At 58.0% G+C, this 17,408-nt stretch carries 15 protein-coding genes; all 15 read left to right on the top strand.

Features of this window, described 5'->3' with window-relative positions:
* Positions 1-336 precede the first annotated feature (336 nt).
* The 15 genes from KSF73_04515 (at position 337) to KSF73_04445 (ending at position 17,340) form a co-directional block, all read left to right on the top strand.
* On the top strand, positions 337-2,760 hold the full coding sequence (locus KSF73_04515; GenBank protein MBV1774972.1) for an aminotransferase class I/II-fold pyridoxal phosphate-dependent enzyme: 2,424 nt from the start codon (positions 337-339) through the stop codon (positions 2,758-2,760).
* A 43-nt stretch (positions 2,761-2,803) separates the two neighbouring features.
* A complete protein-coding gene (locus KSF73_04510) occupies positions 2,804-3,052 on the top strand; it encodes an acyl carrier protein (GenBank protein MBV1774971.1) in 249 nt (82 codons plus the stop codon).
* Complete coding sequence (locus tag KSF73_04505; protein MBV1774970.1) at positions 3,036-4,709, top strand: AMP-binding protein; 1,674 nt, start codon at positions 3,036-3,038, stop codon at positions 4,707-4,709. Before KSF73_04510 ends, KSF73_04505 begins: the two co-directional genes overlap by 17 nt.
* 42 nt (positions 4,710-4,751) lie before the next feature.
* Positions 4,752-5,366 carry a gluconate 2-dehydrogenase subunit 3 family protein gene (locus tag KSF73_04500; GenBank protein ID MBV1774969.1) on the top strand — a complete coding sequence of 205 codons (615 nt, stop codon included), beginning with the start codon at positions 4,752-4,754 and terminating at the stop codon, positions 5,364-5,366.
* A gap of 68 nt (positions 5,367-5,434) precedes the next feature.
* Positions 5,435-7,066 (top strand): GMC family oxidoreductase, encoded by a 1,632-nt coding sequence (locus KSF73_04495; GenBank protein MBV1774968.1) that lies wholly within the window; start codon positions 5,435-5,437, stop codon positions 7,064-7,066.
* Positions 7,067-7,077: 11 nt separating this feature from the next.
* Positions 7,078-8,439, top strand: a complete 1,362-nt coding sequence (locus KSF73_04490; protein ID MBV1774967.1) for an NAD(P)-binding protein — start codon at positions 7,078-7,080, stop codon at positions 8,437-8,439.
* Entirely contained in the window at positions 8,436-9,179 is a 744-nt protein-coding gene (locus KSF73_04485) for an SDR family NAD(P)-dependent oxidoreductase (protein ID MBV1774966.1), read from the top strand. Before KSF73_04490 ends, KSF73_04485 begins: the two co-directional genes overlap by 4 nt.
* Before the next feature lie 232 nt (positions 9,180-9,411).
* Entirely contained in the window at positions 9,412-10,158 is a 747-nt protein-coding gene (locus tag KSF73_04480; protein ID MBV1774965.1) for a TetR/AcrR family transcriptional regulator, read from the top strand.
* Between the two features lie 157 nt (positions 10,159-10,315).
* The gene (locus tag KSF73_04475) at positions 10,316-11,512 is read left to right on the top strand and encodes an MBL fold metallo-hydrolase (protein MBV1774964.1); all 1,197 of its coding nucleotides are present in this window, start codon (positions 10,316-10,318) and stop codon (positions 11,510-11,512) included.
* 15 nt (positions 11,513-11,527) lie between these two features.
* A complete protein-coding gene (locus tag KSF73_04470) occupies positions 11,528-12,175 on the top strand; it encodes a thermostable hemolysin (GenBank protein MBV1774963.1) in 648 nt (215 codons plus the stop codon).
* The gene (locus tag KSF73_04465) at positions 12,162-13,748 is read left to right on the top strand and encodes an AMP-binding protein (GenBank protein MBV1774962.1); all 1,587 of its coding nucleotides are present in this window, start codon (positions 12,162-12,164) and stop codon (positions 13,746-13,748) included. The genes KSF73_04470 and KSF73_04465 overlap by 14 nt, the downstream gene beginning before the upstream one ends.
* Positions 13,733-14,638: a TauD/TfdA family dioxygenase gene (locus tag KSF73_04460; protein MBV1774961.1), complete on the top strand. Its 906-nt coding sequence runs from the start codon at positions 13,733-13,735 to the stop codon at positions 14,636-14,638. The genes KSF73_04465 and KSF73_04460 overlap by 16 nt, the downstream gene beginning before the upstream one ends.
* Positions 14,639-14,640: 2 nt before the next feature.
* Complete coding sequence (locus tag KSF73_04455) at positions 14,641-15,006, top strand: hypothetical protein (protein ID MBV1774960.1); 366 nt, start codon at positions 14,641-14,643, stop codon at positions 15,004-15,006.
* Positions 15,003-15,902: a diiron oxygenase gene (locus tag KSF73_04450; GenBank protein MBV1774959.1), complete on the top strand. Its 900-nt coding sequence runs from the start codon at positions 15,003-15,005 to the stop codon at positions 15,900-15,902. Before KSF73_04455 ends, KSF73_04450 begins: the two co-directional genes overlap by 4 nt.
* A 10-nt stretch (positions 15,903-15,912) precedes the next feature.
* Positions 15,913-17,340, top strand: a complete 1,428-nt coding sequence (locus KSF73_04445) for an MFS transporter (GenBank protein MBV1774958.1) — start codon at positions 15,913-15,915, stop codon at positions 17,338-17,340.
* Positions 17,341-17,408: the final 68 nt, after the last annotated feature.

Raw genomic sequence — 17,408 nt, 5'->3', positions numbered from 1 at the left:
TGACAGTCTGCTCGCCCTAGGCTGACATATCTACTGTTGCATGCAACACGACATGACAGTCCGGCTCAATACCTCAATCATCGAACAACATTCCCTTTACATTCAGCCTCTTGAGTAATCACACGCATGACTCACCACAAAATTTACCAATCGTCATATAAATTTAATTAGTCATTCGTTGACGTTTAGTCATTTTATATCCACCATAGTCGGCGCAGACCTGATCGCATCCGCCAAAAAATGACGCAAGTACGCGGATAGCGTCAGGCAGATGCCACCTATTTGCATGGCCCAAGCGCCAGCCCACCAGAGTCAGCATGAGCAAGAGAGGAAATCATGCAAGCGTTACCGGAAGTGTCGCAGATGACCGAATTGCCCACCGTACGCAGAAGCTGCACGATCGAGGGCGTACAGCTGGCGGAATGGATGCACAGCCCGGCCATGCAGACGCCGATGCGTCCGTGGTTCCTGCGCATGGTGGAACAATCGCGCATCAACGGCATCCGACCCCACTACATCGACTTCATGGATGAGGAACAATGGCTGGGTTGCGCAAATCTGTTCGTGTCCAGCACCGATTTCTCTACATTTGACTCGAAACTGCCCGAGCACGCACGCAAGACAGTGAAATCCTGGTTCCCGGATTTCATGAAATTCGATGTCGTGGAATGCGGCTTCTTCACCATGATCGGAGAAGCACTTCATGTGCGGCAACCGGCAGACTTCGCCCCCTGCCTTGAACAGCTGCAACGGGAAATGAGTCGCATCGCAACCGAAACGGGGGCGACACTGCAACTCATTCGTGATGTGCCGCTCGAAGATTTCGACACCTGGCAACGCGTCTTGCGCCCCGCAGGTTTCTATCCTGTTCTGGGTTTCCCGGACAGTCGACTGGATATTCAATGGTCGTCCATCGAGGAGTATCTCGGTGCGCTGAACGCCAAAACCCGGCTCAAATTCAGGAACAGCTTGCGACTCGACGAACGCTTTGATGTCGAGGTGGCATGGTGCAGCGATTTTGCACCGCTGGCATCCGATCTTTCCCGCCTGTGGCGCAACGTCAACCAGCAAGCGGGTGAATACAGCCGCGAGCAGCTTGATGAGGCGTTCTTTCGCTGCTGCGCGGAACACCCGGGTGATCACTGCGAAGTCCTTCTGTTCCGCCACAAGGGCGACATTATCGCCTTCATGCTGAACATGAAGGGCGAGCACGACTATATCGTCCTCGACTGGGGCGTGGACTACAGCTTCGAGCACTACCGCGAAGCCAACCTGTATCGCGCAGCGACGCTGCTGTCGCTCGAGCGGGCCATCAACACGGGCAAAAAGCGGCTCGACCTCGGCATCACCAACTACACCCCCAAGATGACGCTGGGCGCAGCCGTCAAACCCTTGGTGTACTTCGTCAGGCACACCGAATCACCCAGACTGTCGCGCGCCTTTGCACGCATGCTGGCCGATACCATTGCCCAGCCGGACAATACCCTGCACGACACCATCAAGCGTTTTAACGAGGATCTGGTGGACATCCCGGCGGCAGAAGCACGTGTCAAGCAGGAGCAAGACGACTATCACCACGAAGATTTGTTCAACCGCGTAGGCCGCTACTTCCGGGCGGATTCCATGCGGATTGGCGGGATTTATGGCCTGTATCCGGAATTCAATTGCGCGCAGGACTCCAGCATCACGTTTACCGACGAGCGTGAACGCGTTCTACTCGGTACTAACTCTTACCTTGGCGCGGCGAGCCACCCCTCGGTGGTGGAAGCGGCGCTGAAAGCCATCCAGCACTATGGCAGTGGCTGCTCCGGCTCGCCACTCCTGAACGGTACGCTGGATATCCACAACAAGCTCGAACGCGAGCTCGCCGACTTTCTCGGCAGCGAAGCCGTCGCGCTGTGCAGCACCGGTTACCAGACTAATCTTGCGGGCCTGTCTGCCCTGCTTCATCCGAATGATGTCGCCATCATGGATGCACGCAACCACCGCAGTCTGTTTGATGGCGTGAAGCTGTCCGGCGCGGACTGCCTGATCCACCGTCACGCCGATCTGGATCATATGGAAAAGCTGCTGGCCCGCACCAAGGGGCGTCGCCGGATGATCATCACGGATTCGCTCTTCAGCATGGAGGGCACCATTGCTGATGTCCGCCGCATTTGCGATCTGGCCGAAACATACGGCGCACGCGTGTTTGTGGACGAATCCCACGCGCTGGGCGTACTGGGTGAACATGGCCGGGGCGTATGCGAACTGCAGGGTGTCTCCGACCGGGTCGACGTCATCATGGGAACATTCAGCAAGTCATTTGCTGCGCTGGGCGGATTCCTTGCCGGGCAGGATGATGTCATTGACTACATCAAGCACAACGCAGGAGGGCACATTTTCTCGGCCAGCCTGCCCGCATCCATCATCGAAACCGTCCGAGCCGTTCTCAGACTGATACACGATGAGCCCGAACGCAGACATGGCATTCTCGAACGCGCACGCTATATGGCCACTCACCTGCAGGACATGGGCTACAACGCCCCGTGGTACGGCTCGCAAATCGTCCCTGTCATTTTCGGCAACTACACCCTAGCACTCGCGGCCTACAAGCGATTCATGGATTACGGCGTCTATGTCAATCCCGTCGGCCCGCCTGCAGTACCCGAAGCGTATGCGGGATTCCGTACAAGCTATATCGCCACGCACCGCTGGGAAGACCTCGACCGGGCACTGGATATTTTCCGGATGCACCGCAAGGACTTCGGCTACTGCTGAACACAGGCATGCATCGCATACGACATCACACAGGAGAATGCACATGGAAGCGGTCCAGAATACAGTGAATGAACTGCTCACCGACATCGGCGGTAAGCGTAAAACCATCGCCCCCGGCAAATTACTGGTCGAAGATCTCGGCTTCGACTCGCTCAAGATGGTGGAATTGATGCTGGCCATCGAAGATCGGTTCGATGTTGCCATTCCGGTTGCTGACGCTACACGCATCCAGACGGTGGCCGACCTCTATCAGGCCGTCTCGCGCCTTGCCGCTGATGTTGTTCCTGCCTGAGGCCAATATGGGTGATCGTTATCTTCAGCGTGTACGTCATATGGATCAGGTCTGGGATGCGCTGGCGACCTGCACGGAGCGCGGTATTCATGTCTACGACGACGCCACTTCCACCATGACCTGGCAGAGCTATGCCGATCTGGTCAATGGTGCCGGGCGGTTGGCCTCCGTGTTGTTACAACATGGCATCCAAAAGGGCGAGCGCGTATTGCTGTGCGCCGAGACGACGCCCAATTTCCCCGTGTTATGGCTTGCCCTGATCTGGGTAGGCGCCACGCCGGTACCCATGCCACCCAGATATGCCCTCACCGGCCAGTACACATTCCGCGAACGGATTGGCAGCCTGCTCAGGCATTTCCGCTTTTATTGCTGCCACCCCGACGAGGAGGCCGATATACAGGGCATCGCAGCAGAACAGACACTCGACATCAGGACACTGAGTCTGCCCGCGCTGTATGCCGAGACGAACAAACAGACCGCGCCGGTGCCGCCACGCGCAGTGCTCGATGCATCCGACCATGCCTTCATCCAGTTCACCTCCGGCAGCACCAAGACGCCGAAAGGCATCCTGATCACCTGGGCCAATCTGTTTGCAAACACCGCTGCCATGTGGGAGCGCGTCGAAGTCGACCCGCTGATGCATCGCTGGATCAGCTGGCTACCGCTTTATCACGATATGGGACTGGTCGGCATGTTTCTGGCATCCGTCATCGCGCAGAACAATCTGATCCTGATCTCGCCCGCATGCTTTGCCCGGCGGCCACTGCAGTTTCTGGAAACCGCACACCGATACGACGCCCACTACTGCAGCATGCCGAATTTTGCATATGAATGGATCCTCAAGCGCATGCAGGGCAGCCGCATCCCCGATCTATCGCTGACTCAATTTCGCTGGATGGGCACAGGTGCCGAACCTGTCAGTCCGCGCACGATGGCAGCCTTCATCGAGCGCATGCAGCCTTTCGGCCTGAAACCGGGCGTGGTGTCTCCTTGCTATGGTCTCGCCGAAGCCACACTGGCGGCCACGCTGGCTCCGCCGGGTGAAGGGTTCATGCTGTCATCCGACGGCAACCAGACCCATGTCACCTGCGGAGAGCCCGTCTCCGGGATGGAGTTCAACCTGAAGGACGGCAGGATCAGGATGCGTGGCGAATCCGTCGCCACCCATGCCCTGATTGATGGACAGATCGAATGCATCGCCGATCCGGACGGCTTTTACGATACGCGTGATCGCGGCTATTTCCACGAGGGCCGTCTGGTGGTGCAGGGGCGCGCGGACGAAATGTTCGTCATCAACGGGGAAAACTATTTCCCGTATGACATCGAATGCGCAGCGCGTGGTGTCGAGGGTGTATTGAAGCGGCGTGCAGTCTGCTTCCAGCTCCCGGCCAGAGATGGTGCGCGAGGTGAGACTGTCCTGCTGTTTGAACGCCTGTCGGAGTCGACAGAACAGGATGCCATGATCGAAGAGGCCATCCGCGCGCAAGTACTCTGCCATGCCGGACTGAATCTCGACATCGTCAGAGGCGTAGCCCCTCGCGCGATTCCCGTTACCCCCAGTGGCAAATTGCAGCGGCTGCGGGCACGAACCCTCTACCTGACCGGACATTTCGAGCACGAGGCTATTCCTTCCGTCTGTACAGAGGAGGCCGGTTGAATGAGCACCTCGCAGCCAACAGTACATCACAGGAGAGACACCATGCATGCACCTCATACCCGCCATCCGGCAGGCCTGTCGCGACGATTCGCGCTCAAGTCCCTGCTGACCGCTGTTGCAGCCCTCGCCTCGCTGCCCGTGCTCTCGCTTTCCCGGTTCACTGCCGGTAAACGGATCCAGCCTCAGATCAGATCGTTGTCGGCAACGTTCGCACCCATGGCCGCCAGCGTGTTTACATCCGACGAGGCCGCCATCGTCACCCGACTGGTCACCCTGATCCTGCCGACGGATGGCACAGCGGGCGCAGCTGAAACCGGCACACCGGCCGCGGTCATCAGCTCGCTGTCCCGTCAGGATAGCCATACCGTGGCGGGCATGAAGCAAGCCATTGCTGCCATTGACGGCATCGCTCGCCAACAGTTCGGCCAAACATTTACCGGACTCCCTGATGCGGCAGCAAACACACTCACAGCCCTGATCGCCACGAATACGCAACTGGCGCCTTTCTGGGCTGCAGTGCGCAGTCTGGCGGTATTGCACTTTTATGCACAGCCTGCCGGATATCAACCCCTTGGCATGCCCGGCCCCAATCTCGACAAGGGCGGATTTCCCGCAGGACATCCCATCACCAGTCATCTGTGCCAGCGCACGATTTGAATGTCCGATTCAGCGGCCACCGGAGCAGGTTTGGAGTGGCCAACAGAACACAATAGGGGCGACGAAACATGAACGCGGTATTTGAAGCGCGCAATACAGACAAACAGACCGGTAAACCGGAATGGGATGCCATCATCATCGGCGCCGGTGCTGCCGGAGCCGTGTTTGCCAACGAACTGACCACCGCCGGACTCAAGGTGCTGATGCTGGAAATGGGTCCACGTTACAGCAATCATCGGAGCGACTTTGCCGAGAACGAAATGGCCATGTGGGAGCGTGTGTGGGACAACGGTGCGTATCGCGTCACCGGCGATGGTTTCAGTGGTGCACCCAACCTTGGGTTCGGCGTAGGTGGCGGTACCCTTGTCTGGACTGCGGTGGCATTGCGGATGTTCGAGCACGACTTCAAGGCCCGTACAACTTACGGGCAACCCGCTGGCAGCTCGCTTGAAGACTGGCCGCTGACCCTGCGTGAGCTGGAGCCATTTTACGAGGAAGCCGAACGCCAGATGGGCGTGGCCGGCACGATTGCGCCCTGGGATCCCGCCAGTCGTTGCGCGCCCCCTAACCCAGCGCATCCCTTATTCAAGGGCAGTCAGCTGCTGCAACAAGGCATGAAGAAGCTGGGCATCCGCAGCGCACCGGGGCCGGTTGCCATTGCTTCACGCAACTGGCGTCGTCAGTCTGCCTGCCTGAACTGCGGATTTTGTCGATCCGGCTGCAGGATAGATGCCAAGTACCAGTCCGATCACGCGCTGATAGATGTCGCACAGGCAACCGGTCGACTGAAACTCGTCACGGGGGTGGTTGTTACCCGCATCGTGCAGGATAGTGCCAAACATGTCAGTGGCGTCAACTATGTTGATATCGCCACCCGAACCACCTTGAATGCGCGCGCACGGGTTGTCATTGCCTGCAATAATCCGCTCGAACTGCCCAGACTGTTCCTCAACTCCGCCAATCCATACTCGCCTGCTGGCCTCGGAAACCAGTACGACACCGTTGGCAGGCATTTCTTCTCCCATCTGGGCACAATCGGAGCAGGTCTGACGCCGCAGTGTCTTGACGCATCGGTCGGATTTAATATGGGCAATCTGATCACGCTGGACTATGCACGTGCCAGAAAAGGAGCTGGATACGCCGGCGGATTCGCCATCGAGTCACTCAATGGCGCGGGCGCAGGTGTCATGGCGGTTGATCCCTATCGTAACCTGTGGGGCAGTCAGCTCAAACAAGCCATGCAGGGCTTCAATCAGAGCATCTTTACGGTCACCTTCTGTGAAGGCATCCCGGTACGGGACAACCGAATTACCGTCGATGCGGACCGAGTAGATGCATGGGGCCTGCCCAATGCCCACATTCACTATCAGCTGCATGCCAATGATCACACTGTGTTTACCGATGCACTCAATACAACCCGCTCCATTCTGAGTGCAGCCGGAGCAACCTCGGTGGCCATGACCGACTCACCGTTCGATGCGCACCCGGCAGGCACCATGCGCATGGGACATGACCCGAAAACGTCGGTCGTCAACCCGTATGGCAAAGTGCATGGGCTCGACAATGTCTACATTGGCGGCTCGGCGCAATTCGTCACCGGGAGTTCCGTCAATCCGACCCTGACCCTGCATGCACTAGCCATCCGGTCGGCACGTCACATCGTTCGTGAATTTGCCCATAACGGATTCGCCGTCGCCTGAGGAGACCTGCCATGAACACCCTCGCATCGCCCGAATCCAGTTTGCCGTACTTTGATGCCATCATCGTAGGGGCGGGGCTGGGCGGCCTGAGCACCGGCCTGCACCTGAAAAAGCGCGGCATGCGTGTCGCCCTCCTCGAACAGGCATCACGGGTTGGCGGCCTGTGCGGCACCTGCCAGTTCGAGGGACGCGAATACGTGATTGCGTGCAATGATTTCGGCAAAGCCATGCCAGAGTGGCTTGCCAGTGTCGGCGTTCGTCAGACATTCACCCGTCACAGCACGCACATTCATTACGAGGGTCGCCGCTTCAGCCTGCCGCCAGACCTTCGCAGCATCATCCATCTGCTGCCCCATGGTGCAGACCTGATCCGGTATGCAAAAGGTCAAAAGGCCTCACGAGCGAGCGGATTCAGTCTTTATCCGACGGTGGGTGCGCTTGTAAATGCGACAGTCCGCCATCCCATGGTGGCAGACATCCTGAAGATTCCCGCTTACCTCATGGGCGTTTCTCCCGATACCCTGCGGCTGGATTCCCTGGATGACGAGTTCCGCTTCGCTTACGGCTACACGCAGCCAACCACGCCCGATGGCGGCCCTCAGGCCATGGCGGATGCCATGGCGGAGTGCGTCCGCGAGACCGGCGAGATCTTTCTGGGCACCCGCTACCTCGCCCATCAGGCGGAATCAGACGGCATCAAACTGGTGAACACGGATCGAGGTCAATTCCGCTGCCGCCACCTGATCGATGCAACCGCACGTGAATCGGCCATTGCGCCGGATGCCCGTCGTGGCCTGCCACTGGCCATGTTCTGGCTCGCGGTAGACAGGCAATATAACTGGCCGCGCGGCGTGCATACCAACATCCATTATCCTGCAGGGGTGTCGTCCTGGTTCGGCGCACTGGAACGGGGCGAGCTGCCGCCGACCTTTGGCTTTCATGTTTTCAAAAGCGATCTGGCGACACAGGGCGATTGCAATACCCTCAATGTCTACTTCTATTTACCCAAGGGGCAGGAACACCCCGATGCAGATCTTCAGTCCAAGGTTCACCGCTATGTTTTCAGCCGGATCGAATCCATGCTGCCCGGACTGAATCGCGCCATTGTCGAGCAGCACTTTATCTCGCCGACGCGCTTCACTACCCTGCATGGTATGTCCAGCCGCGTGCTCCCGGTCATTACCGCTGCGGGAGAACCCAAACCTGACAACTACGATGCGGATCGGGATATCTGGTATGCGGGTGCAGCCAGCTTCCCGCCCGGCGATCATGGCAGCGCCGCTGTATTGTCCGGCAAGATCGTCGCCGATCGCATTGCAGGCGCAAGCGCCGACAAACGCGCGCGCTCACATACCGAAGGAGTACCCGCATGAAGCTGGCCGGACGAAAAGTATTGGTCACCGGCGGTACGGCCGGCATAGGCGAAGCACTCACCACCGCGCTGCTGGCGCGGGGTTGTAAAGTCATTATTTGCGGCAGACAGCAGGATGCACTCGACCGGGCAGGCGCCACGTCGGGCGTGTTTCCGATGAAGTGCGATCTCTCCTCGGCAGACGAGGTCATCACACTGGCAACCCGTATTGCAGCAGAGCACGGTGATTTATCGCTCATCATCAACAATGCAGGCGTGCAGCACGAGTTTGACATCATGAGTACAGCGGCTGATCGCGTACAGTTCATTGCCGAGCTTGAAACCCGCGTCAATTTCCTGGCACCGGTGCTCATCAACAAACTGCTGATCGACGTACTGGCCACCCAGGAAAGTGCTGCCATCGTCAATGTCACCACGCCACTTGCACTGTCGCCCAAAAAGTCATCCCCGCTGTACTGCGCCAGTAAGGCGGCTTTGCGATCGTACACCAAAGCGCTTCGCTATCAGCTTGCAGCGTCCTGCCCGGGCATTCGCGTCGTCGAAGTTCAGCCACCGCTCGTGGATACCGCCATGACACGTGGCAGGGGACAAGGAAAAATCAGCCCCCATGCAGCCGCAGCCGAACTGCTTGAGCGACTCGAAGCGGGTCAGCACGATATCTACATCGGCAAAGCCAGATGGATGAAGCACATTCATCGCTGGCTGCCAGGTGTGGCCGAAAGCATCACGAAACGATGGTAAAACCCTGTATCGGATGTCAAACCGACGCCACTGTGATTTAATCGTCAAAATTTTACAGATAGTCAATGTTTGACCATGAAAAGCATGTGAACGAAACCATGATCCTCGAATATCGGGGTCGATCACATCGTACAAAGACCAATATTGTCGCCTCGGCAGGCGACGCCGGTCGCAACACGTCAGGCACTGCCCGGCGGCAGCCAGACACGCACCACGCTGGAAAGCACACACTATGAGTACTGCAGAACGCAAACAACGTGAACTGGCGCAGCGCGACGATATGCTGCTCGAACAGGCCCAGACGCTGCTTGAAGAAGTCGGCTTCGCCAATCTGACGCTGGAAAAGCTGGCCACGCGTACCGAGTTTTCCAAAGGCACGATTTACAACCACTTCACCAGCAAGGAAGATTTACTGACGGCACTGTGTGTGTGCGGCCTGCAGAAACAGCTCGACATGTATCTGAAGGTACTCGAATTTCCGGGAAACCCGAGAGAACGCATTATCGGCCTTCACTATGCGTACAACCTGTACGCCCGCCGTTATCCAACCTTGTTCATGTGCATTCTGAGCGGACTGGCACCGCATGTCATCGAAAAGACATCCGTCAAGCGCATGGAAGACCGGCGGATACTTGAAATGAAGGTCACTCAGGTACTCGACCGTGTCGTGCAGGAGGGCTTCGATAAGGGCGATATCCGCTCCTCACTTGCCAATGCGACAGCAGCTGTTACCTTCGCCAACTGGGCAATGTGCTTCGGCAGCACGGCCTTGCTGCAATCTGCGCGGCGAGCCACCTCCATCGAACGACTGGATTTCCGAACCGTTCTGCAGCAGAACGTGTCCATCGTACTGGATGGCCTGCAATGGCATCCCTTGTCCAGCGAATGGGACTATGACGATACATGGGCACGCCTGACAGCCTGGTTTTCGGAATATGAGCAGCAGATTGAAGCAAACGAGGTAGCGGAGCCAGCCTGACCTCGGCTCGGCCGGTCCACTGACCGGCCATCATTGCGGAAAAAATTTTTAGTTACTCTTGACTAAACGTCATTTTTTGACAAAACGTACACAGACAGAATCAGCAGAAACCTTTGAAATGACTACACAACAGCCTCATGACGATAACCGCCCGAACATGTCACCGAACCGAATCAGCGGCTCCAGAGTGATGTATCTGCTATCAGGACTGCTGATGAGCGGTATCGGGCTGCTAGTAAGCACCTTTTCTGCTGATGGCGAAACTGTCAGAAATCCGCGCCCCCCCCATCATGGGCTGGATGGGTTCCGCAATATTTACGGTACCCCCAGGCCGCATCAAGGCCTCTGGCCTTACCTGCGCATGCGTTTGTTTGAAGAGCGCTTTCCCTCGCCAGCAGTAGGCAGCGGTCCCCACCCGGTCGAACCCGATCTCGCATGTATTGAACGACCCACTTCGGATCTGCAGCTCACGTGGATCGGCCACGCTTCGGCATTAGTACAGATCAGCGGGCGCAACATCCTCACCGACCCCGTCTTTGCGGATCGAGCCTCGCCAGTCCGTCTGTTCGGCAACAAGCGCTACAGTCCCCCGGGGCTTAAGCGATCCGAGTTACCGCGTATCGATGCAGTGGTTATTTCCCACAATCACTATGACCACCTTGAACGATCCACCGTCGAGTACTTCGGCAACAGTGTCCAGTGGCTCGTTCCCCTGGGACTCAAGGCATGGTTCGCCAGCCTGGGCGTGACCCGCGTCACTGAACTCGACTGGTGGGAACATACCGATATCGATGGCATGCGCTTCACGCTCACCCCAACCCAGCACTGGTCGCGCAGAGGCCTGAACGACACCAACCAGACACTGTGGGGCAGCTGGGCAATGACCTTTGCCGGACGCAAAGTCTGGTTTGGCGGCGATACCGGCTATTCCCGCCCGCTATTCAGAGAAATCGGGCAGCGCCTGGGCCCGTTCGACCTCGCACTGATCCCCGTTGGCGGCTATGCCCCCCGTTCGTTTATGAGGGAAAAACATGTTGATCCCTTTGAAGCCGTACAGATTCATCGCGATATCGGCGCGAGGCAGTCTGTCGCGATTCACTGGGGCACGTTTGTCCTTACCTCCGAACCCGTGGATGAGCCACCAACGCTCCTGCATGCAGCCTTGATGGCAGCAGGGTTGAACGAGCAGACATTTCGCGTTCTACAGCCCGGAGAAACACTGGTGCCCCCCATCGGACAACACCTCGCGACAGACGCATCAGAACACCCGGATTCAGGCCAAAACCCGCAGCACAGGGTTCAGCCATGCAATGCGCAGGCCGCACAAGCCGCGACGACATCTATTCATAGTTGAAGACCAGGAGGCAACATGCAGATCAGAGTCGTACGACCAGACACTCACGATTGGTCGAAATCCATTGCGCTCGTCCGCGAGAAATATCGCAGAACATTCAAGGCAGAAGTGAATCCGAACCCCGACTGCTTTGTAGCATGCATGCAGCAAGATGAAAGCGGCGAGCGTACACCGCTGGCAGTTGCAGGCATCACATTCACCGAATCCAGAAAGCTGTTTTCCGAGCAATACCTGAACGCACCGGTAGAACAGCTCATTAGTCGCATGGAAGGGCGGGTGGTGCCACGGGAGGCCGTTGTGGAAGTGGGCTCGCTGGCTTCCAGCCGCTTTCAGTCCGGCACCGAACTGGTTCGATCATTGCCCATTATGTGCTGGTGCATGGGCAAGCGTTACATCCTGTTTACGGCAACCAAGCAACTGCGGAATCTGCTCGACAAGCTTGAGTACGAATTCAATCCCCTGCACGTCGCCGATGCGGACACCCTGGACGAAAGCACACTCAAACGCTGGGGCAACTACTACGAGCACATGCCCGTGACCGGTTACCTCTGCCTGACCCGGACGGCCAGCGACTTTGCCAGCCAGACCGGCCGCTACCGATTTGACAATCTTGTCGTCAATCTCAACAAGCAGGCGGAGGAAGAACCCTATGCCATGGCTTGATCACCTCATCGACGGCATGAAGCAATTGCCGGACAGCATCATGCTGGAAGTACTGGGCGGCAGTGGACCGGCAAGGCAATACAGCCGGGGTCAGGTACTGCATGCATCGGGCGTGCTAGCCAAGGCATTGCTCGATCTACCCCGCACAGATGCCCGTCCCCTGAAGATCGGCATCGTGATGCAAAACAGCCCCGAGTGGATTGTCGCGGATCTCGCTCTACTGTGCTCAGGCGCTGTCGAGGTACCGGTTCCTCTGGCATTTTCCGCTGACCAGGCCATGCATCTTCTGGACGAAGTCGAGCTCTGCCTGGTGGATGAACGCGGTGCCGCCCGTATGCAGCAATGGCAGACTGACCTATCCTGGCCGGCGCCCCCCATGACGAGTGTGACGGTAGACGCCCTGCTCCGTGCGCCTCGCGTAGAGCCGGTCATTCAAGCTCGCCCGGCTGACGATGTCGTCAAAGTCATCCACACCTCGGGCACCACCAGCCGTCCCAAGGGCGTCCGCATCCGCCATGCCGGACTGGATGCGCTACTGAGCGGGCTGCGCACACGCATACCTGCAGGTACGTACACCCGCTATCTGTCACTCGTACCACTCAGCCTGCTGATCGAGCAAGTCACAGCCGCATACCTGACCTTTATGGAGGGCGGCACGCTGATTTTCACGCCTGCCGATCTCCCCTTGCTAGGTGAACACGGCGGCACCACCGCCGCCATGCTCACGCTGCTGCCCGAAGCACGTCCGGCTGCGCTTACATTACCTCCATCCATGGTTGAAGCCATGCTGGCAGCGTGCCGCATGCAGCCGGAAGAGCCAACCGGGGTACGCTGCATGCGCATTTTCGGATGCCCGACACCGGCCTTTATTGCATGTGGCGGCGCGCCTACTGCGCCCGCAGTGATTGACGCACTGGCGGGCTTCGGCATACCGGTATACGAAGGCTATGGCCTGAGCGAAAACAGTTCGGTTGTGGCATGGAATGCACCGGGCATCTGCAAAGCCGGCACAGTGGGCAAACCGCTCGACCACGTACAGGTGCGTCTGGCGACTGATGGCGAATTGCTCGTCAAAAGCAGCTCGCTATTTGCCGGATATGCTGGATCAGACCCCTCCAGTTGCGAGGTCGATGCAGACGGCTGGCTGCATACGGGCGATCTGGCCGAGATCGATCCTAAGGGCTACCTACGCATCTTTGGGCGCAAAAAGAACCTGATCATCACCGCCAATGGACGCAACGTATCGCCCGAGTGGGTCGAGTCCCGTTACAAATCACTGGATTGCGTCGAGCAAGCTGTTCTGTTTGGCGATGGGCTCGACCAGCTCACAGCCTTTCTGGTGCTTGCACCGGGCTACTCGAACAGCGCCGCACTAGCCGACATCCGCGCGTTTGCCGACCGTCACCTCTCCAGCGTCGAGCGCGCGGATCGGGTTGTCACAGTCAGCAGTCGCCGTGAAATCTATGCCGAATTCTTTACGGTCACCGGCCGCCCGCGCCGCGAGCAAATCTGGGCATTGATCCAGCACAACACCACACACCCATCGCAGGAGGAAACATGTCTCGCCCTTTAACCAGCATCGAGCCATATGGCAGCGGAAATGGCATCATCATCCGCGCACAGACAGTCCTTTCACCGGATACGCTCGACAAGGATGTACTCCTCAAACAGCTGTCGGAAACCGGATTCATCCTGTTCCGCGGATTTGATGTCAACCTCGATGGCTTCTCCAGACTTGTCCAGAAACTCAGCACGCGCGTGACACTCGATCCCGCCCGCACCTTTCATGGCCAAGGCGATGTTGCCCAGAAAGTCGATGCGGGTGTCGATCCGGTCGGCTTGCATTGCGAAAACGGCAATAGCCCCTTCATGCCGCATCTGTGCTGGTTCTACTGCCAGCAAGCGGCTGCACACGGCTCACAAACAACGGTATGTGACGGCTATCGCGCCTGGGACGCGCTCAGCGAATCCACCCAACAAACGTTTCTCGCTCAGGACATTGTCTATACCCGCCATGTCGAGGAGGACAAATGGAAGCGCTTTGTCGCCCGCATGCAGCACGATAGCAAGCCGCTGGACACCATCACCATCGATGATCTTCGCCAATTGGCCAATGATCCCGTCAACACCACGATCACCCAAAGCGAAGATGGCGCCATTCGCTACGCATTTCGAGTTGCGGCCGTCCATCCCACGCTGTTTGGCAGCCGTCTCGCGTTTGCACACAGCATCCTGGGGCCTTCATACAACTACGAAAAGCCGGTGATCACCTTTGCCGATGGCACCCCGCTGAGCCCGGCATTGCTCAGGGAAATCGACGATGCCTGCGAGCAGGTCACTGAAAACATCGAGTGGCAACAAGGTGACATCGTACTAATCGACAACACCCGTGTCATGCACGGCCGCCGCGCGATCCAGGATCCCGAGCGCACCATTTTCAACGCACTGAGCTACATCCACTGACCATGAAATACACCATTGTCATCACCTACAGCTTCAGTACGGACTGGCTGAAAAAGAGCTGGGAAGCGCGCAGCGAATACGAGAAGCGCCACGTCCGTCCGATCTTCGCCGAATACGCAGGCAAAGTCAGCGCACGCTTTTTCGATGCTGAAGCATTCAGCGCAACGCATTCGGATTTCATGATTCTCGAAACCGAAGATCTGCGCTGGTACTACTACCTCATCGAAGGTCTGCGCGAAAGTCAGCTCATCAAAGACGAACTGGTCGAGTTCAAAGATTTCATCATCGGGATCGAGGACGGATTCCGTGAATATGAACGCGATGTCATCCATGCAAATGCCCCCCACACCGAGGAGACCGAACAATGATTCGCAAGCAATTACACCAGATCAACGCAGCTGCCCACGCCCATACTTTTCACCCCGCCGCACTGGACTGGCCGGAAACATTTGACGCGCAGGAACTCGATTTCCTGTCACGCGTAGCATTTGACGAGTCCGGTCACGAGCAGGCCGCCATTGCCTACGTCACCAAAGAACTCGCCCAACTGGCCGAAATCGAACGACATGTATCAGCCGTCCTGACGATCATCCTCGCCGAACTGCAAGGGCACGACACCGAACTCGACAAAGGCTTCGAGCTGCACGACGCCCTCACCTGCTTCGCAGCCGAAGAACTACAGCACGCCAATCTGTTTTATCGCTACATCCGCATTCTCGCAGGTCGTGATTTCAAGTATAGCGACAATCTGTTCGATGCCCGCGTGGCGCTCTACCAAGGCTCTGATTCACCCTATATCAAACTGGCGGCACTGTGCTGCTCGGCCTATATCGGCGAATCGGTGATCACGGTGTACGAACGCCGCGCCCGCGCCATGGATCCGGACATGCAGTACTTTTTCACCCGACTCCTGTATCTCCATGGTCTGGATGAATCCCGCCATATTCAAACCGACCACTTTGTGTTCGATTATGTGATTCCCTCATTCAGCGATGCCGAGAAGCGCCGCATGCGCCAGATACTTGATGGAACCGAGGCACTGAATACCGAGCTGGCAATGCGTTTCGAGGCCTTCGCCAAGTCGACCTTTGGCATGGACTACACCCTCAATAATCCTGGCCATGCCACTCAACTGAAGTTGACGCTGACCTTCCGCGATCTGGTGTTTGGCGAGCCCATCATTCGCAAGGTGGACGAGGCCCTCAGCGACGAACATCGCGGGCTGATCGAACAGTTCGCGCACGCACGCCATATTCACGCCTGAGGATCGCACCATGAGTCATTCGACAAGCGGCACACTCAACTCACCCTCAGTCACCTATACACGCCCGCTGCTCACGGCTCTCGCCATGTTTTCGCTGTTTCTGGCGGCAATGGACAGCACTGCAGTTGGCACCTTGCTGCCTTACATCAAGGGACAGCTGCACGATGATGCCCTGTATCCCTGGCTGATGTCCGGCTTTATTCTGGCCAGTGTGCTGGCAACACCGCTGGCAGGTCGCCTGTCGGATGCCATCGGCGAGAAGCGCGCCATGATCGCGGCACTCACCCTGTTCATGGCGGGCTCCCTCTGCATCTGGCGGGCACCGGATATGATTTCACTGGTGTGGTCGCGCGCACTGCAAGGCGTCGGAGCGGGTGCCATTACGGTCACAACTTACGTCATCATCGGTCGGCTCTACAGCGATCAGGAACGCGGAAAGATGCAGGGCATGCTGAGTCTGGTATGGGGTCTGGCTGCGATTGCCGGTCCACTCGCCGGCGCCTTGATTCACCAGTATGCCGGCTGGCGGATGGTCTTCTTCCTGAATATGCCGCTGTGCATCCTGATCATGGCGCTGATTTCGCTGATGTATCCAGCCCATCACCCACGTGCAGCCAATCCGTCCGGCAAGCTGGATCTGCTATCACTCATCAGCTTTGGCGGCTTGCTCGCAGGCACGCTGCTGCTGATCATGGCGCCATCGCTACAGCTGGCCGACGCAAGCCGAAACGGACTCATTGGCGCTACCGTGATCTGCCTGGGGATGCAGATTTGGCGGATACACGGCGACGCAGACAGAAGCATGTTACCGATGCCGTTTTTGTGCCAGCGCCGTTATCTGGCGCCTGCCCTGCTTACCTTACTCGCCAGTACCATCCTGTACGCATCCGTCACCTTGCTGCCGCTATACCTCAATGGCAATCAACAGACCGGCTCCATCCAGGGTGGCTTGCTGGTCATGGCAGCAGCCTTGGGCTGGGTGGCCGGATCGGCCGTGTGTGGCGGCATGACAGCCAGACGCGGCTTCCGAATGACGGGCATAATAGGCGCCTGCCTGTTGCTCGGAGGGACTGTCGTGCTCAATCTACTCCCCACACAGGTCAATAGCTGGACGTATGCCCTCCCGCAAATTCTGATCGGACTCGGCATCGGCTTCGCGGCCACCACCACACTGGTGCTGGTACAGGGTCAGGCGCCTTTCACTCGCATTGGCAGCTACACGTCAGCAGTACAACTGTGCCGCAATATCGGCGCGGCGCTGGGTATCAATACCGTAGCGGCACTCCAGATTATGGCCTGTCGCCAGCTAGGAGGAACTCAGCAGCCCACAGCGTGGGCCCAGTCGTTCTCCCACAGCTTCTTGCTGCTGGCCGGACTGGCAGCACTGGCGCTCATCTGCACGTGGCTGATGCCCAACCGTGCGACACGGCAATCCTAATTGACCCGGACGCCGCGCCTTCCCGGCCTGCGATATCAAGGCAGGCCAGAAGGGACGCTTCACGTCTG

The sequence above is a fragment of the Burkholderiaceae bacterium DAT-1 genome (genome assembly GCA_019084025.1).
In the GTDB taxonomy this organism is placed as follows: domain Bacteria; phylum Pseudomonadota; class Gammaproteobacteria; order Burkholderiales; family Chitinimonadaceae; genus DAT-1.
Note: the sequence above shows the minus strand (reverse complement) of the source record. Positions and strands in the feature narration are given on the sequence as shown.